The sequence below is a fragment of the Piscinibacter sp. PDB5-1 genome (assembly GCF_056676035.1).
The window spans coordinates 1-16,195 of the sequence record NZ_JBWVZL010000002.1; the positions used below are offsets into that span (position 1 = coordinate 1).

General features: G+C 68.7%; 11 protein-coding genes. 3 read left to right on the plus strand and 8 right to left on the minus strand.

Going from position 1 to position 16,195, the window contains the following annotated elements; translation table 11 throughout:
- Nucleotides 1-29 precede the first annotated feature (29 nt).
- Both AC1KAT_RS07375 and AC1KAT_RS07380 read left to right on the plus strand, forming a co-directional pair.
- Nucleotides 30-716 (plus strand): RHS repeat-associated core domain-containing protein, encoded by a 687-nt coding sequence (locus tag AC1KAT_RS07375; RefSeq protein ID WP_480326510.1) that lies wholly within the window; start codon nucleotides 30-32, stop codon nucleotides 714-716.
- 4 nt (nucleotides 717-720) lie between these two features.
- A complete protein-coding gene (locus AC1KAT_RS07380) occupies nucleotides 721-1,161 on the plus strand; it encodes a hypothetical protein (protein WP_480324344.1) in 441 nt (146 codons plus the stop codon).
- A 185-nt stretch (nucleotides 1,162-1,346) separates the two neighbouring features.
- Here AC1KAT_RS07380 and AC1KAT_RS07385 read toward each other — a convergent pair whose 3' ends face one another.
- From AC1KAT_RS07385 to tssJ, 7 genes are all read right to left on the minus strand, one after another.
- Nucleotides 1,347-1,589, minus strand: a complete 243-nt coding sequence (locus AC1KAT_RS07385) for a cysteine-rich CWC family protein (RefSeq protein WP_480324346.1) — start codon at nucleotides 1,587-1,589, stop codon at nucleotides 1,347-1,349.
- Between the two features lie 24 nt (nucleotides 1,590-1,613).
- Entirely contained in the window at nucleotides 1,614-3,536 is a 1,923-nt protein-coding gene (locus AC1KAT_RS07390; RefSeq protein ID WP_480324349.1) for a protein kinase domain-containing protein, read from the minus strand.
- A 12-nt stretch (nucleotides 3,537-3,548) separates the two neighbouring features.
- On the minus strand, nucleotides 3,549-4,268 hold the full coding sequence (tagF, locus tag AC1KAT_RS07395; RefSeq protein WP_480324351.1) for a type VI secretion system-associated protein TagF: 720 nt from the start codon (nucleotides 4,266-4,268) through the stop codon (nucleotides 3,549-3,551).
- A 16-nt stretch (nucleotides 4,269-4,284) separates the two neighbouring features.
- On the minus strand, nucleotides 4,285-7,878 hold the full coding sequence (gene tssM, locus AC1KAT_RS07400; protein WP_480324353.1) for a type VI secretion system membrane subunit TssM: 3,594 nt from the start codon (nucleotides 7,876-7,878) through the stop codon (nucleotides 4,285-4,287).
- A gap of 14 nt (nucleotides 7,879-7,892) precedes the next feature.
- Entirely contained in the window at nucleotides 7,893-9,212 is a 1,320-nt protein-coding gene (locus AC1KAT_RS07405) for a DotU family type VI secretion system protein (RefSeq protein WP_480324355.1), read from the minus strand.
- A 60-nt stretch (nucleotides 9,213-9,272) separates the two neighbouring features.
- Complete coding sequence (gene tssK / locus AC1KAT_RS07410) at nucleotides 9,273-10,610, minus strand: type VI secretion system baseplate subunit TssK (RefSeq protein WP_480324357.1); 1,338 nt, start codon at nucleotides 10,608-10,610, stop codon at nucleotides 9,273-9,275.
- A 75-nt stretch (nucleotides 10,611-10,685) separates the two neighbouring features.
- Complete coding sequence (gene tssJ, locus AC1KAT_RS07415; protein ID WP_480324359.1) at nucleotides 10,686-11,204, minus strand: type VI secretion system lipoprotein TssJ; 519 nt, start codon at nucleotides 11,202-11,204, stop codon at nucleotides 10,686-10,688.
- A gap of 226 nt (nucleotides 11,205-11,430) precedes the next feature.
- Between tssJ and AC1KAT_RS07420 the strand changes: the two genes are divergently transcribed.
- Nucleotides 11,431-13,200 (plus strand): MltA domain-containing protein, encoded by a 1,770-nt coding sequence (locus AC1KAT_RS07420; RefSeq protein ID WP_480324361.1) that lies wholly within the window; start codon nucleotides 11,431-11,433, stop codon nucleotides 13,198-13,200.
- Nucleotides 13,201-13,219: 19 nt separating this feature from the next.
- Here the strand turns inward: AC1KAT_RS07420 and AC1KAT_RS07425 are convergent, their stop codons facing one another.
- Entirely contained in the window at nucleotides 13,220-15,967 is a 2,748-nt protein-coding gene (locus tag AC1KAT_RS07425; protein ID WP_480324363.1) for an ATP-binding protein, read from the minus strand.
- Between the last annotated feature and the right edge of the window lie 228 nt (nucleotides 15,968-16,195).

The following is a 16,195-nucleotide window of genomic DNA, read 5'->3' on the forward strand; positions in this document are numbered from 1 at the left end:
CGGCCAGCCTCGGGGTCGTCACGCAGAACCTGAGGTTCCCGGGGCAATACTTCGATCCGGAGTCCGGGCTCCACTACAACTTCTTCCGGGACTATGACTCGTCCATTGGGCGGTATGTGCAATCTGACCCAATAGGATTGATGGGCGGAGTTAATACATACGCATACGCTGCGGCTTACCCACAAGGACTTGCAGATTCACTGGGCCTTATGACAATAATTGGTCCTTGGGGGCTTCCCGTTCCCCTGATTCGACCTCCAACGCAGATTCCACTCGCGATTCCACCCAGCGTCGCTGATGCCCGAGGCCTCCAGCCGGTCCCGCCAAGTTCGCCTGCTTTGCCCAACATATCTCTGCCCTCTCTCCCAGCAGTTAATGCCACCACCTTCGTTTTGACTATAGGTCAAATGTGTGCGGAGGCGTTTAGGCCAAGAAACCAACCAAGAAGTGACCTTCCTAGGGGTGGCGGAGGCAGATACCTTCCTGATCCGCTTGCGGAAGGACCACATTCGACCATTGGAACTCGAATGGGGAGCGATGGCCGTCCATATAGGCAAGGCGCCACCTTCGATTCGAACGGAAACTTTCGTGGCCGAACTGACGTCTCAGATCACGGTAGTCCCCAGCGACCAGGACATGTCAACCCCCATCACCACCCCGCAACTGGGCCAGCTAGTACTGGCCCGGGTGTGCCGGGCCCATTACCAATAGAATAATATTATGTTTTGGCAACTTGTCGTTGAAGATAAAAGATGTTTGTCGGGGAAGTCTGTCTGTGAATTAATCAGAACTCTGGAGGTAGATGAAGACAATTCTTGGGTAGCCTTTTCTGAGTTTGAAGGGGCGTGCCCGGGAACATCTCTTGTAAATGATGGGACGGGGGTCTTGCCGCTTCATGTCTTTTTGCAAAAGATATTTGAATGCATACAAATTGATTGGGCCACGCTCTGTTTCTCGCCAGCGTTTCCCGGAGGCTCCAAAGTAACCCTTGAGCGTCTTAAGGAGTTCATCGATGCGGGCTGTACGGTGGTGAGATGTGTCGACGGTCAGTTCTTTTATATTTACACGGGTGAGGCCGCAAAGGTAAGCTTGATAATTTCTCAGTATCAGGAGGCAGAAAGTCTGATGGTTGACCAGGGAGAGATTGAGTGGCCACAATAATGTGTACAGGGCAATGCCGGGGGCGGGGTCGCCTATTAACCGCCCTGTCAATAAGGACGACCCGATCCCTGCTGCCGTCCCGCATGCGCTTGTAGGTGTCGAGCGCGTCTCGAATTTCGCGCATGCGCTCGGGCTGGGGTCACGCTCGGGCTGGGGTCACTCGGGCTGGGGTCCTCGGGCTGGGGTCAAGTCTTGCCTTTTGCCCCCAGCGCGCGCCCCTTGGCCGAAGCTGCATCGACATCACCCGCCGCACACGTCGGGCACAAACAGGCCTTGCCCCGCAGCTCGGCCGGCACGCGCGCCAGGGCTTCAGGGCTCACCCGCGCGGTGGTGCACCAGCACGCCACATCGAAACTGCCCGCCGCCACGGGGGCGCAGCGGTTTGGTGACCCGCACAGCGGGCAGGTGGGGTTGGGCAGCGGTTGCATCGTGAAGGCCCGGCGCGCAGTGCCTTACTTCGCCGTCACTTCATCGATCGTCATGAGGCTCGCGCCGTAGCCGTCTTCGCACGCCGCGCCGGCCGCGCACACCGGCGTGCCGATGAAGGGGCTCGTGCCCGGCTGGCGTGTGGCCCACAGTTGGGCGGCCTGGGTCAGGTCGAACTCGGGGATCTCTTCGCCCACGGCTTTCAGGCCGACGCCGCTCAGGTCGCGTGGGTGGCGCGACACCATCGCCACGATGTGGTTGGTGCCGGGCGGGCCGCCGGCGGTGATCTGCCAGCTTTTCTTGGGCAGCAGGATTTCCTGGTTGGCTTCGATGCGGTTGTTCTTGTCGAGCCCGTTCGGAAACAGCAGGTAGAAGTGCGACTTGTCGGTGCCGCTCAAGAACACGTACAGGTAGCCCGCCTCGGCCGACTTCACGCGGAACTGCAGCTTCTCTTTGCCGATGACGACGGTGGACTTGTCGGCCAGCACGTTCACGCCGAGCAGCGGGTCGCTGCCGCGAATGATGTCGAGCAAGGCCGCGTTCACCGTGAAGGGCACGGCCGGCGCTGCAACAACGGGCGGTGGTTCGACCGGCGGCGGCGCGGTGGCCACGCTCGCGGGCTGCGCGGCGGCCACTGCGTTGGTCGCTGCAGCCACATCGGGCGCCGCCGTGCGCGAGCCGCCCATCACCGCCCAGCCGATGCCGATGGCTGCGACCAGCGCGAGCCCGCCCCCCACCATCAAGCCGGTGCGGCGGCCACTGCCGCCGGCCGACTCGGCCTTGGGAAACACGATCTGATCGGCCGTCACCGGCGCGGTCGCGCCGCGCGGCACCATCACCGTGACCTCGGGCTCGGCCTGTGCGCGGGGTGTCAGCGGCGGCGGCAGGTTCACTGTGCGTTGCCCGCCCGCGTGCGCCTGCGTCGGCAGGTGGCCCAGCCCGGCGAACAGCTCGCGCAGCTCGGCCATGTTTTGCGGGCGGCCTTCGGGGCGCACCGCGAGGCCCTTGTCGATGGCCGCAAGGAACTGCGCGCTGTAGCGCCCTGCCCCGGCCTGCGCGGCGGGCACGAGGTCGTCCGTCACCATGCGGCTGACCGAGGGCACCGGCGCGCGGCCGGTCACGCAGGCGTAGAGCACGGCGCTAAGCGCGTACACATCGGTCCACGCACCTTGTTTCATGGTGCTCGACTCGGCGTACTGCTCGATGGGCGCGTAGCCGGGCTTGAGGATCACCGTCAGCGCCTGCGTGGCGTCGCCGATCACGCGGCGGGCCGCGCCGAAGTCGAGCAACACCGGTCGCACGGCCTGCGCGCCGCCGACCTGCGTGGCCGAGGGCTTGAGCAAGAGGATGTTGTCGGGCGCGATGTCGCGGTGGTAGCACTGGTTGTGGTGCATCACCTCGAGCGCGTCGAGCAAGGGGTACAGCAGCGACAGCAGCCAGGCTTCGTCGGGCGGATCGCCCTGCTCGACCAGCCATTGCTTGAGCGTGGGGCCTTCGTAGAAGGGCATCACCATGTAGGCGGTGCCGTTGGCCTCCCAGAAGCGGTAGACCTTCACCAGCGAGGGCTGGTCGAAGGCGGCCAACAACTGCGCTTCGTTCACGAAGCTGCGGCGGCCGAGTTCGAAGGTCTCGCGGTGGCGCGCTGACCGCACCGAGACCTGGTGCCCCGCGCCGCGCGCGGCGAGCGACGCGGGCATGTATTCCTTCAGCGCCACCACGCGGCCGAGTTGCGTGTCGCGGGCCAGGTAGACGACGCCGAAGCCCCCTTCGCCGATCAGGCCTTCGATCACGTATTCCTGCAGCACGTGGCCGATGGGCAAGGTGTTGCCGCTGGGCTCGACGGACGGCGGCGGCACCTGCCCGCGCGGCCCCAGCACCAGGGTCGGTTCGTTGCCGCCGGCGTCGGCGTTCGGACTGGGTTGGGGAGACGGCGGCGTGTCTGAACTCATGGCGGGCGCAGCTTACCAGCGGCCTTCGAGCAGCAGCGCGAAGTGCTCGGCCGCCGGCAGGCCCGGGGCGATGCTGAAGCTGTTGTCGGGCGTGGTGGCATGGTCGGGCCACCAGAGGCTGTGGCCATGGCAGCGCTGCGCGCCGGCCAGGCCCTGCACGCCGTCGATCCACTGCGCGAGCGACGCGGCTCCGTCCATCGCCAGGCGCTCGCGCCCGGGCAGGTGTTGCGACAGCGGCCGGCGCGCCGGCACCGGCTCGGGCCAGCGCGGCGCACTGGCCAGGGCCGATTCGAAGTCATCGACGCTGGCCTGCGCGCGCAAGGTGTTGAGCGCGGCCCAGCCGAGGTGCGCGAACCACGCGCCCAGCGCCTCGATGCCCTCGTGCCCTTCGGGCGCGGCTGCCGCCTCGCGTGCGGCCACCAGTGGAAAGTAGCGGCCGACGTTGTCCACGCTGGGCATCAGCACGCCGAACCACCAGCTCGCATCGACCACGCCCGGCGCGAAGGCGAAACGCCAGATGGGCCCGGTGAGGTAGGTGTCGAGCCAGGTGCTGCCCAGTTGCTGGCGGCTGGCCTCCATGCCGTTCGACAACCAGGCGTCGCAGGCTTCGACGAAGTGCTGCGGCAGGCGGCGCTGGGCAAAGTCGCCCAGCATCGACAGCTTGCCGTACCAGCCCGGCGCCACGGTGCCCTCGCCTTCGAGCAGGCCGGCGAAAGGATCAGCGGCGTCCATCGAAAGCTCGGGTTCTTCAGAGCTTGCCGGGGCAGCCGAACTGCTCCAGCTCGGGCAGGCGGAACGGGTTGCGCACGCTGCTCGCGGTGACGTGGAAGATCGCCCGGCGGTTGTCCACGCTGAAGGTCACCTTGAACTTCTCGGGTGCGCCCGCGCCTTCGAGGGCCTGCCGGTCGAACAGGCGGAACAGCGCCCACGGCCCTTCGTTCACCAGCCCCGACGAGCCACTGGCCGACACCGGCGACAAGGCCACGCGCACCTGCGAGCTGCCGCGCGGGCCGGGCCATTGAATCGACGCCGGGATCTGCGGGCCGTGCGCGTACTTGACGATCTGGCCGTCCACGTCGAGCGTGAACTGCGTGATGCTCGCGTCCATCTCTAGCGGCTTGAAATCGAGCCGCAGGCTGGGCACGTTGCCGCCGCTTCTGAAGAAGGTGTCGCGGATCACCGAGGCGTTCTGGAACTGCACCAGCGCCGCGCTGTCACCCATCGACGCGCCATCGACCTGCTTGAAGCGCCACGGCCGGGTGGACGTGTCCACGAAGTTGGCGAGGTTCTTCTGGAAGAAGGCATCGAACAGGCCACCCGGCGCGAACACGCGGGCGAAGTCTTCCTGCGTCACGTCGCGGCTGCTGCCGCGTGCGAACGGGTAGCGCCCGGCGATGGCTTGCCGGCAGAACTCGCCGATCTCGGCGTTGACCGCATTGCCGATGTTGCTGCGCGTGATGTCGAGCGCCGCCTGCGTGCCGCTGACCGACAGCGTGTTGAGCAGCGAACGCACCGGCTCGGGCAGGCGCGCGGCCTCGGCCTTGACCTTGTTCGGCACGTCGGACGGCGGCGGCACGTTGCCGCCCTTCACCGCCGTGTCGGCCGCCGTCAGCAGCGTGTAGACCTCGTTGATCAGCGCCACCGTGTTGTTCACCGGCGGCAAGGCCTTGCCGTCGGGCGAGGTGACCATCTGGCGCAGGCCGATGAAGCGGTCGTCCACGATGCTCTCGATGCGCTGGCCGGCAGCCAGCGGCGCGGCCGGCGCGCTGTTGCCGATCAGCGAGAGCAGTTCTTGCCGCGAGCGCTGCAAGGCGCTGCGCGCGGTGGACTCGACCTTGCTCGCCACATCGGGCGCGTCACCCAGCGTGGTCTGGCGCGACATGGCCTTGAGCAGCGGCACGAGCGGCGTGTCGGGCGCGGACAGCACGCGCGCCATCTGCACCGCCTGCGCGAGGTTGGGCGTGTTGAGCATGCGTACGTCGGCGATGAACTCTTCCCAGGTGTTGGCGTAGTCGGTCAGGTACAGGCGGCGCACCTCGTCGGTGAGCTGCTGCTGCACATCGACCGCCTTCAGCGCGTTCTGCCGGTTGCTGTCGGTCACGCCCAGCACCCAGCTTTCTTCTTCGGCCAATTGGCGCGACACCCGCTCGACCTGCTTTTGAAAGCCCTTGTGGTAACCGTCGTAGGTGAACAGGCCCGGCACACCTTGCGTGAGCGGCTTGCCGCTGCCGCGCGTGAACACAAGCGCCGCCCCCGGCCCGGCGGCATTGGCCACCGTGAACTCGGGAAAGTCGGCTCCCACGCCCTGGCGCTTCAGGCGGCGGTACACGCGCTCGGTGAGCGGCGTGGCCACCAGCCGCGCCCGCGTCTGCGCGACGAGGTTTCGGTCTTCGGGCAAGGGTGACACGGCCTGGCCTTCGGCCAGCATCGCGTCGAGGTGCGATTCGAGCGCAGCGCGCTGCTCTGTGGTCACCGAGCGCGGCAGGTTCAGCTCCCAGTCGGCCAGCACGTAGAGCTTCAGCGCCTCGGGGTCGAAGCGCTCGGGGTCGTACAACATGATGTACGCCTTGAGTGCTTCGTATTGCAGCTCGGGGTTGTCGGTGCCGGTCTTCAGACGCTCTTCGATGCCGAGTGCGATGCGCGGCAGCACGGCGTCGATCAGCATGCGGCGGTAGGCCTGCTGCGAGGCCGCGTCGAGCTTGCGGCCCTGGTACAGGCCGAAGCCATGCGACAGCGGCACCGATTCGCCGATGCCGGCCCGGGCCAGGTCGCGCGTGGCTTCGAGCGCCGGCAGCAGCACCAGCACGTCGGGCGACGCGCGGTTGGGCGTGGCCTGCAGCAGCGTGCGCACTTCTTCGGCCGTCTTGCCGACCTGGGCCACGTAGGTCTCGTTCTTGAAGTAGCTCACGCCCCAGGCCGCGAGCGCGGCGACGCTCACCACGGCAATCGCGGCGTAGCCGGCCAGCGCGAGCAGGCCCCGGCGCTTTTCCCATTTGAGGTCGGTGCCGGCGAGGTTGGCTTCGGCGAAGACGACGTCTTTCAGCAGGCGCGACAGGAAGAAGCTCTTGCCGCTCGATTGCAGCGGCGGCAGCACCGTGCGTTCGAGCCGGTAGTTGCGGGCGATGCGGCCCAGCATGCGGTCGATGGGCGTGCCCTCTTGCGTGCCGCTGATGAAGTACACGCCGCGCAGCAGCGGGTGGGCCTCGAACTGCGAAGGCGAGAACACCTGGTCGAGGAAGTCTTTCAACTGCCCGCGCAGCGCTTCGAACTGCTGCGGGAAGGCGTAGATGCGCGCGCGGCGCTGCGGGTCGCGTTCGAGCTGCAGGCGGTCGATCAGGCCGTCGGTCAGGCGCTGCTCCAGCGCGTCGAACTCGGGCCCGAAGGCGGCCAGGTCGCTGTGCTGCTGCTTGTCGAGCTTGAAGGTCATGCCCCAGGGCGCGGCGCGGGTGTCCTTGTCCACCTCGCCCAGCGTTTCCATGAAGCCCGAGAGCAGGTCGCACTTGGTGACCAGCAGGTAGATCGGGAAGCGGATGCCCAGGTGCTGGTGCAGTTCTTGGATGCGCTGGCGCACGGCGGCGGCCTGCTGCGCGCGCTCGGCAGCGGTCTTGGTGAGCAGGTCGGTCACCGACACGGTGACCAGCACGCCGTTGAGCGGCTGGCGCGGGCGGCTGCGCTTGAGCAGGCCGAGGAAGCCCTCCCACGCTTTCGCATCGGTGGCCTTGCTGCTGTCTTGCGTGGTGTAGCGGCCGGCGGTGTCGATCATCACCGCCTGGTCGGTGAACCACCAGTCGCAGTTGCGCGTGCCACCCACGCCCTTGACGACGTGGTCGCCAGTCGCAGCGGCCAGCGGGAAGTTGAGCCCCGAGTTGATGAGCGCCGTGGTCTTGCCCGAGCCGGGCGCGCCGATGATCGCGTACCAGGGCAGCTCGTACAGGTAGCGCTTGCCCAGGCGCGCCGACATGCCGCTCACCGCGCCGGCCACGCCGGTCTTGGGCGTGTCGAAGCGCGCGTTCTTCAGCGTGCTCAGGGCCGCAGCGAAGCGCTCGTTCAGCGTCTTGAGTTCGGCATCGGCCGGGTCGGCGGGGCCGGCGGCGGGGGCCAGCAGTTGATCGACGACCTTGTCGTTCTTCTTGCGGGCGGCGAACCACTGCCAGGCCTTGCGCAAGGCGATCAGCAACACGATGGCGGCGATCAGCCCCCAGCGTGCGGCCGGGCTTTGCAGCGGCCGCAGCTCGCCGATGGCCACCAGCGGCCCCACGATCCAGATGACGAGGGCGAGCGCCAGCAGGCCGATGGCCAGCAGCACCCAGGCGTTGAAGACGAGTCCCAGCAGCTTCTTCATGTCAAGTCTTCTCGTCAGCTTCCTGCGGCCGTGCCGCGCGGCACGAACAGCGTGATCTCGACGCGGCGGTTCAGCGCGCGGTTGGCGGCGGTGTCGTTCGGCGCCACGGGCTCGCCGTCGGCGCGGCCTTCGGACTTGACCCGGTCGGCCGCGACGCCGTCGCTCAGCAAGATGTCGCGCACGGTCTTCGCGCGCTCTTCCGACAGGTGCCAGTTCGACGGGAACTGCGCCGTGCGGATGCGCACGTTGTCGGTGTGGCCGGTGACGACCACCTGGCCCTGCACCTGCGCCAGCGCTTCGGCAATGCGCTTCATCAGCGCCTCGCGCTCTTTGGTGAGCGACGCGCTCGCGGGCGCGAAGAGCCCGTCACCGCGGATGGTGATCACGCTGCGGTCCACCTCGTCGCCCACGGCCACGAAGCCGGCCTTGATCTCGTTGACGAGAAACTGCGCCAGGCGCGGCTTGGGCGCCATTTGTTTGACGGGCGGCGTGGGCGGCAACAGACGAAGTTCTTGGATGCGGCCGAACACCGGGTCGCTCTCGCCGCTCAGGCTGAACGACAGCGCCACGTAGATGCCCACCAGCACCAGCAGGGCCACCGCACCGGTCACCCACAGCGGCAGCCAGCTCAGGCCCGAGCGGTGGGCCACGGCCTCGCCCTTCCAGTTTTGCGCGAGCGCGGGTGCGTAGTCGCCACGCTCTTTCTTGATGATCTGCGCGAGGCGTTCGCGCACGGCTTCGAGCTGCGCGCGGCCGCCATCGACCACGCGGTAGCGGCCTTCGAAACCCAGGCACAGCGCGGCGTAGATGAGTTCGAGCAGGTCGCGGTTGGCCGAGGGGTTTTCGGCCAGCTTGGCCATCAACTGGAAGACCTTCTCGCCGCCGCCCGTTTCGTTGTGGAACATCGCCAGCAGGCTGTGCCGGCCCCACTGGCCCGACGCGCCCCAGGGCATGGTGGCCGCGACCTCGTCGAGCAGCGTGCACAGGATATAGCGCGCCGCGAGCACGCGCTCGGGGGCGATGCCCTTGGCCTTGGCGTTGGCCTCGAACTCGCGCAGGCCCTGGGCGATGGACTCGCGCAGCGCGCCCGGGTCGGCCATGGTCAGGGTCGAGCGGATCTGCGGCACCAGCGCCAGCAGCGGGTTGGCCAGCGCGACCAGCGCGTTCAGGCCGCTGTCGGGCAGGCCGATGTCGGCGGCCACGTCGGCCCCGCCCGCTTGCGGCATCGGCCGGGCGGCGGCGGGCGCAGCGGCGCGTCCACCCGGCGTGGGCATGATGAAGGTGCGGCCGGCGTCGATGGCGGCAAACGGATCGTCCGAGGGAGAGGTGCTCATCGCGGGGCCCAGAGGTGTTCAGTGCGGTGAAGCGTCAATGCCGCGTGGGTCATGCCGCGCTTACTTGCGGATCGCCCACAGTTCGAGTTCGAGCCCGGGAAAGTCGCCCGAGATGTGCATCGCCAAGCTGCCGTTCTGCTCGATGGGTTTCCACAGCTCGGCGCTGGCGCGGTCGAGCTCGAAATAGAAGTAGCCCGCGTGGTACGGCAACTGGCGCGGCGCGACCGGCAGCGAGCGCAGGCCGATGCCCGGCAGTTGCAGGTTCACGAGGTCGCGGATCTTGTCCACCGGGCCCAGCTTGGTCTGCGCGGGGAAGCGCTGGCGCAACTGCTCGCCCGGCATCTGCGCGTTGACGGCCAGCACGAAGTTGCCGCTGCGCGCGAGTTCGAGGTCGGTGACCACCGCCGTGCGCACGCCGTACTTGCGGTCCACCAGTTCGATCTGGATGGCGTTTTGTTCGAGCACCGCGGTGAGCATGCGCCGCAGTTCGTCGAACACCGGCGTGAAGGTCGCGCGCAGGTCGTCGTGCCGGTAGGCCGGAAACTCAGGTGGCCGGCGGTTGGTGCTGGCCAGCGTGGCCAGGTCGCCCGCAAGGCGCAGACAGTCGCGGTGCAGCTCGCGCGGGTGCGCGTTCGGTGTGGCCGCGTGCTGGCTGAAGATGGGCTCGTTGCGGTTGAGCGTTTGCAGCATCAGGAAGTCGGCGAGTTCGGACACCCCGCTGCTCAACTGCCCCATGCGCCCGGCCAGCGCCTGCGCGCGCTGAAGAATCAGCCCATGCAGCAGCGACGCACTGGCCGACAGCTGCGAGCTGGCGTCGATGGCCACCTGCGGCGGGATGTAGTGCCGGTCGAGCGTGACGTGCCCATCGCTGCGGCGCTCGGCCACCAGCGCCACGCCCAGCATCGCGTAGGCGTCGCTCGCGTCCTTGGCGCGCACGAGGCGAGCCTTCAAGCGGCCGGTCTGGATGGTCGTGGGCTCGTCGGCCGAATCGGTGTTGTCGCGCACGTCTTCTTCGGTGGCGTCGAAGCGGCACAACTCGGCGCCGTCGCCGGTGCCGAAATCGACCTCGTTGAGTCCCTCGCGCTGCACCGGCAGCGCCAGGTAGACCAGCTCACCCTTCACATCGACCGTCACGTCGATCGGCGCCGGCAGCGGGTCGAGCTGCGGCATGGCGAAGGGCGTGCCGTCGGGCAGCAGGCCGGTGGCGTGCGTGATCGCCAGCTTGCCCAGCGCAAGCAGGCCCTCGTCGAGTTCGAGTTCGTGAAAGCCCCAGGCGAACGGACTGACGCTGCGCACCCGCGCATCGACCAGGCGTTCGAGGTAGCGCGTCTCTTGCTGAAAGTGGTGGGGCTGCAAGAACATGCCCGAGGACCACACGACTTTGGCGCGCCAGCTCATGGTGTTTGGAAGTTGCCTAGACGTTGAAGAGAGAAACGACGACGCGGTCGCGGGTGGATTCGCGGGGCGTCGGGCTCAGGGCGACTGCCGCTTGGCCTGCACCGTGATGGCGTCGAGCGTGATGGTGATGACGTTCTTCTTGCCGGCCGCCACCGGCACGATGGCCTGCCAGCGCGCGCGCTCAAGGTCGCGGAAGCCCGCGACGACGCCGACGAACTTGGTCTCGGGCGCGAGGTTCTTGTTGATCGGCTTGCTCTCGCCGGGGCGCAGCACCAGCTCTTCGCGCGAGACCATCTCGGCGCCGAGCACGGCCTGGTCTTTCTCGAACAGCGAAACGAAGTCGGCCGACTCGAACACGGCCGACGACTTGAGTTCGTACACGCGCACGACCACGGGCGAGGGGCGCTTGCGGGCGTCGGGGTTGACGTTGGCGGTGGCCGTGACCGTGGTGGCCATCGCCGGGGGGCTGGGCTTGATGACCTTGTCAACGACCGAGCAGCCGGTGGCCAGCGCGGCCGTGAGCAACAGCGAGCCCAGCAGGGTGCGGCGCAATGCCACGCCGGCAAGGTCAGACGAACGAAGAGGAAGCGGCATGGGCAATCTGGTGGTCGAAAACACGGCAGATGGCCCAGGGGGCCTCGTGGTCGTACAGGCCATTTGGAGAATACCGGCGGGCTTTCAGCGGGCGGTGTGACCAAGGTAATCGGCCCGCGCCCTGCCCCGACACCCGCCCCCGCCCGCGCGCGGTTGACGAAGGTCAGTTGGAGGCGCCCCCGCGCTTGCATAGGCTGTGGGTCCGACCCCGCCCGAGGACGCCACCTTGCACCCGCCCCCACCCGCCCCCCGCCCGGCCCGACCGGCGTGCGCCCTGACGGCCGCGCTGGCGGCGTCGGCCCTGCTGTTGGCGGCCTGCGTTTCTGGCCCCTCGCAGAACGGCACGGCCGGTGCCGCCGGCTCGGCGCGCGAATCGGCCGGCGGCCCCACAGGCAGCCCTTCGGCGGCGCGCAAGACAGGCGCCCCCGCCGGCGCCGCCACCGGCCCGGCCGCCCGCAACCCCGCACCGGCCGAGGTGCGCACCCGCAACGCCCTCTTCCGCCGCGCGCAATTCGACGAGCTGCCCGGTTGGCAGCAAGACGACCTGCGCAACGGCTGGGGCGCTTTCCGCAACTCGTGCGAAGCCTTGCAGCGCCGCGAGACGTGGCGCGACCTCTGCGCCGCCTCGCGCACCGTGCCACCCAACGACGCGGCGGCGATTCGCAGCTTCTACGAAAGCCGCTTCGCGGTGCTGCGCATCCTCAACACCGACAACAGCCGCGAAGGCGAAGTCACCGGTTATTTCGAGCCCCTGCTCGAAGGCCAGCGCGAACGCAGCGCCGAGTTCGACGTGCCCGTGATGGGCACCCCCACCGACCTGTACACGATGGACTGGGCGCGCGTGCCAGCCGCGCAGCGCAAGGCGGTGATCCGCGTGGCGCCCAACGGCTCGCTGCTGATGCCGGTGCCAGCCCAGGCGCCGGGCAGCTATGCGATGGACATGCGCCGCTTCACGCTCGACGACCGTGACCGCCGCTTGCGCCTGCGGCTGGTCAACGACGCCACGAACGCCCGCGTCGAGCCATACCACACACGCGCCGAACTCGACGCGCTGGGGCTGCCGAACGGCATCCGTGCGCCGGTCATCGCGTGGGTCAACGACCCGCTCGCGCTCTATGCGATGCAGGTGCAGGGCTCGGGCCGCATCCGCCTGCAGGACGGCAGCATCTTGCGGGTGCAATACGCCGAGCAGAACGGCCACCCGTTCAAGCCGCTGCGCGTGGCAGCGCGACCGAAGCCAGCCGTCGTGACGCGGGGCGCGGCCCCCGGGGCCGAAGGGGCCGACGAATTCGTGCTCGATGGCGAGGCCACCGAAGCACAGGTGGACCCGTCCCCGGCCGACGAGGCCACCGTGCTGACACGCGGTGGCGCCGCGCGCCCGGCCTCGGCGACGGCGCCGCGGCCCACGTCGGACGCAATGGTCGATGCGCTGCTGTCCAACAAGCGCGCAGCCGCGCCCAAGGCCGCCGGCACCCCGGCCAAAGCCGGCGCTTCAAACACCGGGGCAACCAAGGTCAGCCCCCCCAAGGCGGCCGTGACGGCGCGGCTGGTGTCCGACCCGAGTTATGTGTTTTTCAAGCAGGTGCCCGACCGGCCGGCGACCGAGGGGCCCCAGGGCGCGCTCGGCGTATCGCTGACGCCGGGCCGTTCGGTCGCGGTCGACCCGCGGGTCACGCCGCTGGGCTATCCGATGTTTCTCAGCGCGCCGGCGCCGAGTGGCTCGTCCATCGCCATGCAGCGCCTGGTGTTCGCGCAAGACACGGGCGGGGCGATTCGCGGCGCCCTGCGGGCCGACTACTTCTGGGGCTTCGGCCACGAGGCCGGGCAGAAGGCCCGCAGCACGCGCCACCGCGGGCAGATGTGGGTGATGATGCCGCTGGCTGAAGCGGCCAAGCTGAGCGCGAGCCGCATCGTCACGCGCGGCGGCGACAGCCTCGCCTCGAACGACGCCACCTGCCTCATCGACGACGGCGAGTTCTGCGTCGAGGTCGATTGAACCGGGGCTCAGGCCCCAGTCACTCTGACGTCACCAACAGCCGGCGCACCGAGTCGAGAAAGCGCTCGAAGTCGAGCGGCTTGGTCCAGTAGTCGAAGGCGCCCAGCGCGCGCGCTTCCTGCACCTCGTCGTCGAGTGCGCTGGCCGACAGCGCGACCACGCGCAAGGACCCGGTGGCCGTGTCGCCCTGCAAGGCGCGCAGCACGGCCGGGCCGTCCATGTCGGGCAGGTGCATGTCGAGCAGCACCAGCTCGGGGTGGATGCGCCGGGCGAGTTCCAGCCCCTGGTGGCCGCTTTCGGCGTGCACCACCTTCACCAGCCGCCAGCGCGCGAGCATCTGCTCGACCACGATCGCGTTGACCGCGTTGTCTTCGATGTACAGCACGGTGCCCTGCGGTTCGGCCCCGGCCGCCAGCAGCGACTCATCCCGCTGAGGCGGGGCGTCGCTCGGTGCACCGGCGTGGGCGTCGGCCGTGGGCAAGCGCACCCGCACGGTGGTGCCCTCGCCTTCGCGGCTTTCGACCTCGATGCACCCGTCCATCAACTCGATGAGCTGCCGGGCGATGGCCATGCCGATGCCGGTGCCCTCGACGGGCCCGTGCTCGCGGCCGAGGCGGTTGAAGGGTTCGAACAGGTGGTCGAGTTGCTCGGGCGACATACCGTGGCCGGTGTCGCTCACGCGCAGGCAGATGAGCGGCTCGCCGCTTTGCGCCGACACCTGCACCCGGCCACCCGGCCGGTTGTATTTGACAGCGTTGCTCAACAGGTTGAGCAGCACCTGGCGCAAGCGCAAGGGGTCGCACCAGGCTTCGAGCGCGGGCGAGTCGAAAGGCTCGACTTCCAGCGCCACCGACGCGGCTTCGGCCTGCGTGCGCACGAGCGCCACCACCTCGGCCACGGCCGGTTCCAGCCGCACGCGCCGGGGCTGCACCTGCATCTGGCCGCTCTCGATGCGCGAGATATCGAGCACGTCGTTGATGAGCGAGAGCAAGTGCCATCCGGCTTGCCTGATCGCCTCGACCTGGGCCTGCTGCGAAGGCACGAGCGGGTGCGTGTCGTCGTTCTGCAGGATCTGCGAGAAGCCCAGCACCGCGTTCAAGGGCGTGCGCAGCTCATGGCTCATGCGCGACAGAAACTCGGTCTTGGCGCGGCTTGCGGCTTCGGCGGCGCGCTGGTCTTCGCGCGCCTGCTCGGCGGCGAGCAGCTCCGTCACATCGCTGAACACGAGCGTCATCACCATGCGCTCACCGCTGCCGCTGAGCGAAAGCGTGAGGTCCGACCAGAAGCGCTCGCCATCGGCGCGCACGATGACCATGCGGGTCGGCACCGGCGGGGGCTGACGCACGCCCTGCAGGTATTCATCGAAAGAGCGGTGGTCTTGCGCCAGCCGCTCAGGCGGCACGAACCGATCGACGCTGGTGCCGATCACGTCTTGCGCCTCGATGCGCAACATGCGGGCCGCCGCCTGGTTGAACTGCACGACGACGCGCCGGCTGTCGATTGACAGGATGGCGTCGAGCGCGCTTTCGAGAATGCCGTGCAGGCGGGATTCGTTGTCGGCCAGCGCGCGTTGCGCCTCGGCGTGGGCGGCGTCGCGGTCGATGCTGTCGAGCGCGAAGCTCAGGTCGCCCGCCATCTCGTCCATCAGGGCCAGCAGCGGGCGGTCGAAGAAGCCCGCCTCCAGAACGTACAGGGTGAGCACCGCGGCCACGGCACCGCCCCGGCGGATGGGAAAGGCCGCCACCCCGCGCACGCCCTTGGCCTGCGCATGCCGGTGGGCCGGGTCGCTGAAGGTGGTGGCATGGCACTCGTCGGCCACCGCCGAGCGCCCGCCGAGCCAGGCGCCGAGCACGGGCCCATCGGGCCCAGGCACGTCGCCGGTTTCGCTCGCCGTGGCGCCGAGGTAGTGCGCCGTGGGGCCAGCTGAGGCCAGCAGTTCCAGCCGCGCGGCGTCGGGGTCGAAACGCCAGATGCACGCGAGCGTGGCGTGGCCGGCGTCCACGCAGATGCGGCAGGTTTCGTCGTACAGCACCTGCGCATCGCGCACCCGCACGATGAGCTGGTTGGTGTGAGACAAGGCCGCGTAGAAGTCGGCTTGGCGCCGCTTGGCGTGCTGAGCCGCGGCCTGCTCGCGCGTGTAGCGCACGATGATCCAGGCGATCAGCGAAATGCCGGCCAGCAGGGCCAGCGCGACCGCGACCGCGGTGCGCAGCAAGGCGAGGTCATAGGCACGCTGGCTGGCCTCAAGTTCGCGCTGGGCCACGATGACCTGCAAGTCTTGCAGGTGGCTCAAGGCCTGGACCAGGGGCTGGGTTTCGCCGGGCAGGCTGTCGGCTGCATAGGCCGCGAGGCCGGCGCGGTCGCGGGCACGCAGCAGCGCCATGACACGCCCGCGTGCGGCTTCACTGCGCGCGAGCAGCGGGCGGGTGCGTTCGATCAGCGCCCGCTCGTCGGGCACGAGGTAGGTGGCGAGGTAGGCCGACCATTCGCGGCTGGAGGCCTCGTGCGCGACCTGCAGCTGCCGAATGGCTTGATCTGGATCAAGCAGACCATCGCGCAGTTGCTGGACCACCAGGCCCGTCTGCGCGTGCGCGTGGGCCAGGCGCTGCAGCTGACGCAAGGGCACGACGCGGTCTTCGAAGACGGTCGTCAGGGTCCGGTGGGCTTGACGGACATGGCCGATCGAATACGCGCCGATGCCCGCCAGCACCGCCGCCAACACGGCCAGCAGCAAACCCAGCCTGACGCGCACGCCGACGTCGACCATGACCCTCCCTCTGCGTTTCCTATGGGGCGCCGAGGCTGGACCAATCGCCGAGGGCTGTCAATGAAGCGTCACCCGGGTGTGGCATGGAAGCATGCATATCCCACACCGCGGCGTGCGGCGTGTCCGGCGCACAACCCCGCGCGCGCCGCTGCTCGCCGCGCGCGCTAGGATGCGCCGCAGCAAAGTCTTCCTGCAGAACCGTGCGCAGCACGACCCGAGAGTTCGATG

Excerpts from the sequence above, each read along its gene's own strand:
- AC1KAT_RS07405 (WP_480324355.1), bottom strand. The coding sequence starts at position 9,212 with ATGAGCACCTCTCCCTCGGACGATCCGTTTGCCGCCATCGACGCCGGC.
- tssK (WP_480324357.1), bottom strand. The coding sequence starts at position 10,610 with ATGAGCTGGCGCGCCAAAGTCGTGTGGTCCTCGGGCATGTTCTTGCAG.
- tagF (WP_480324351.1), bottom strand. The coding sequence starts at position 4,268 with ATGGACGCCGCTGATCCTTTCGCCGGCCTGCTCGAAGGCGAGGGCACC.
- tssJ (WP_480324359.1), bottom strand. The coding sequence starts at position 11,204 with ATGCCGCTTCCTCTTCGTTCGTCTGACCTTGCCGGCGTGGCATTGCGC.
- AC1KAT_RS07390 (WP_480324349.1), bottom strand. The coding sequence starts at position 3,536 with ATGAGTTCAGACACGCCGCCGTCTCCCCAACCCAGTCCGAACGCCGAC.
- tssM (WP_480324353.1), bottom strand. The coding sequence starts at position 7,878 with ATGAAGAAGCTGCTGGGACTCGTCTTCAACGCCTGGGTGCTGCTGGCC.
- AC1KAT_RS07380 (WP_480324344.1), top strand. The coding sequence starts at position 721 with ATGTTTTGGCAACTTGTCGTTGAAGATAAAAGATGTTTGTCGGGGAAG.
- AC1KAT_RS07385 (WP_480324346.1), bottom strand. The coding sequence starts at position 1,589 with ATGCAACCGCTGCCCAACCCCACCTGCCCGCTGTGCGGGTCACCAAAC.
- AC1KAT_RS07425 (WP_480324363.1), bottom strand. The coding sequence starts at position 15,967 with ATGGTCGACGTCGGCGTGCGCGTCAGGCTGGGTTTGCTGCTGGCCGTG.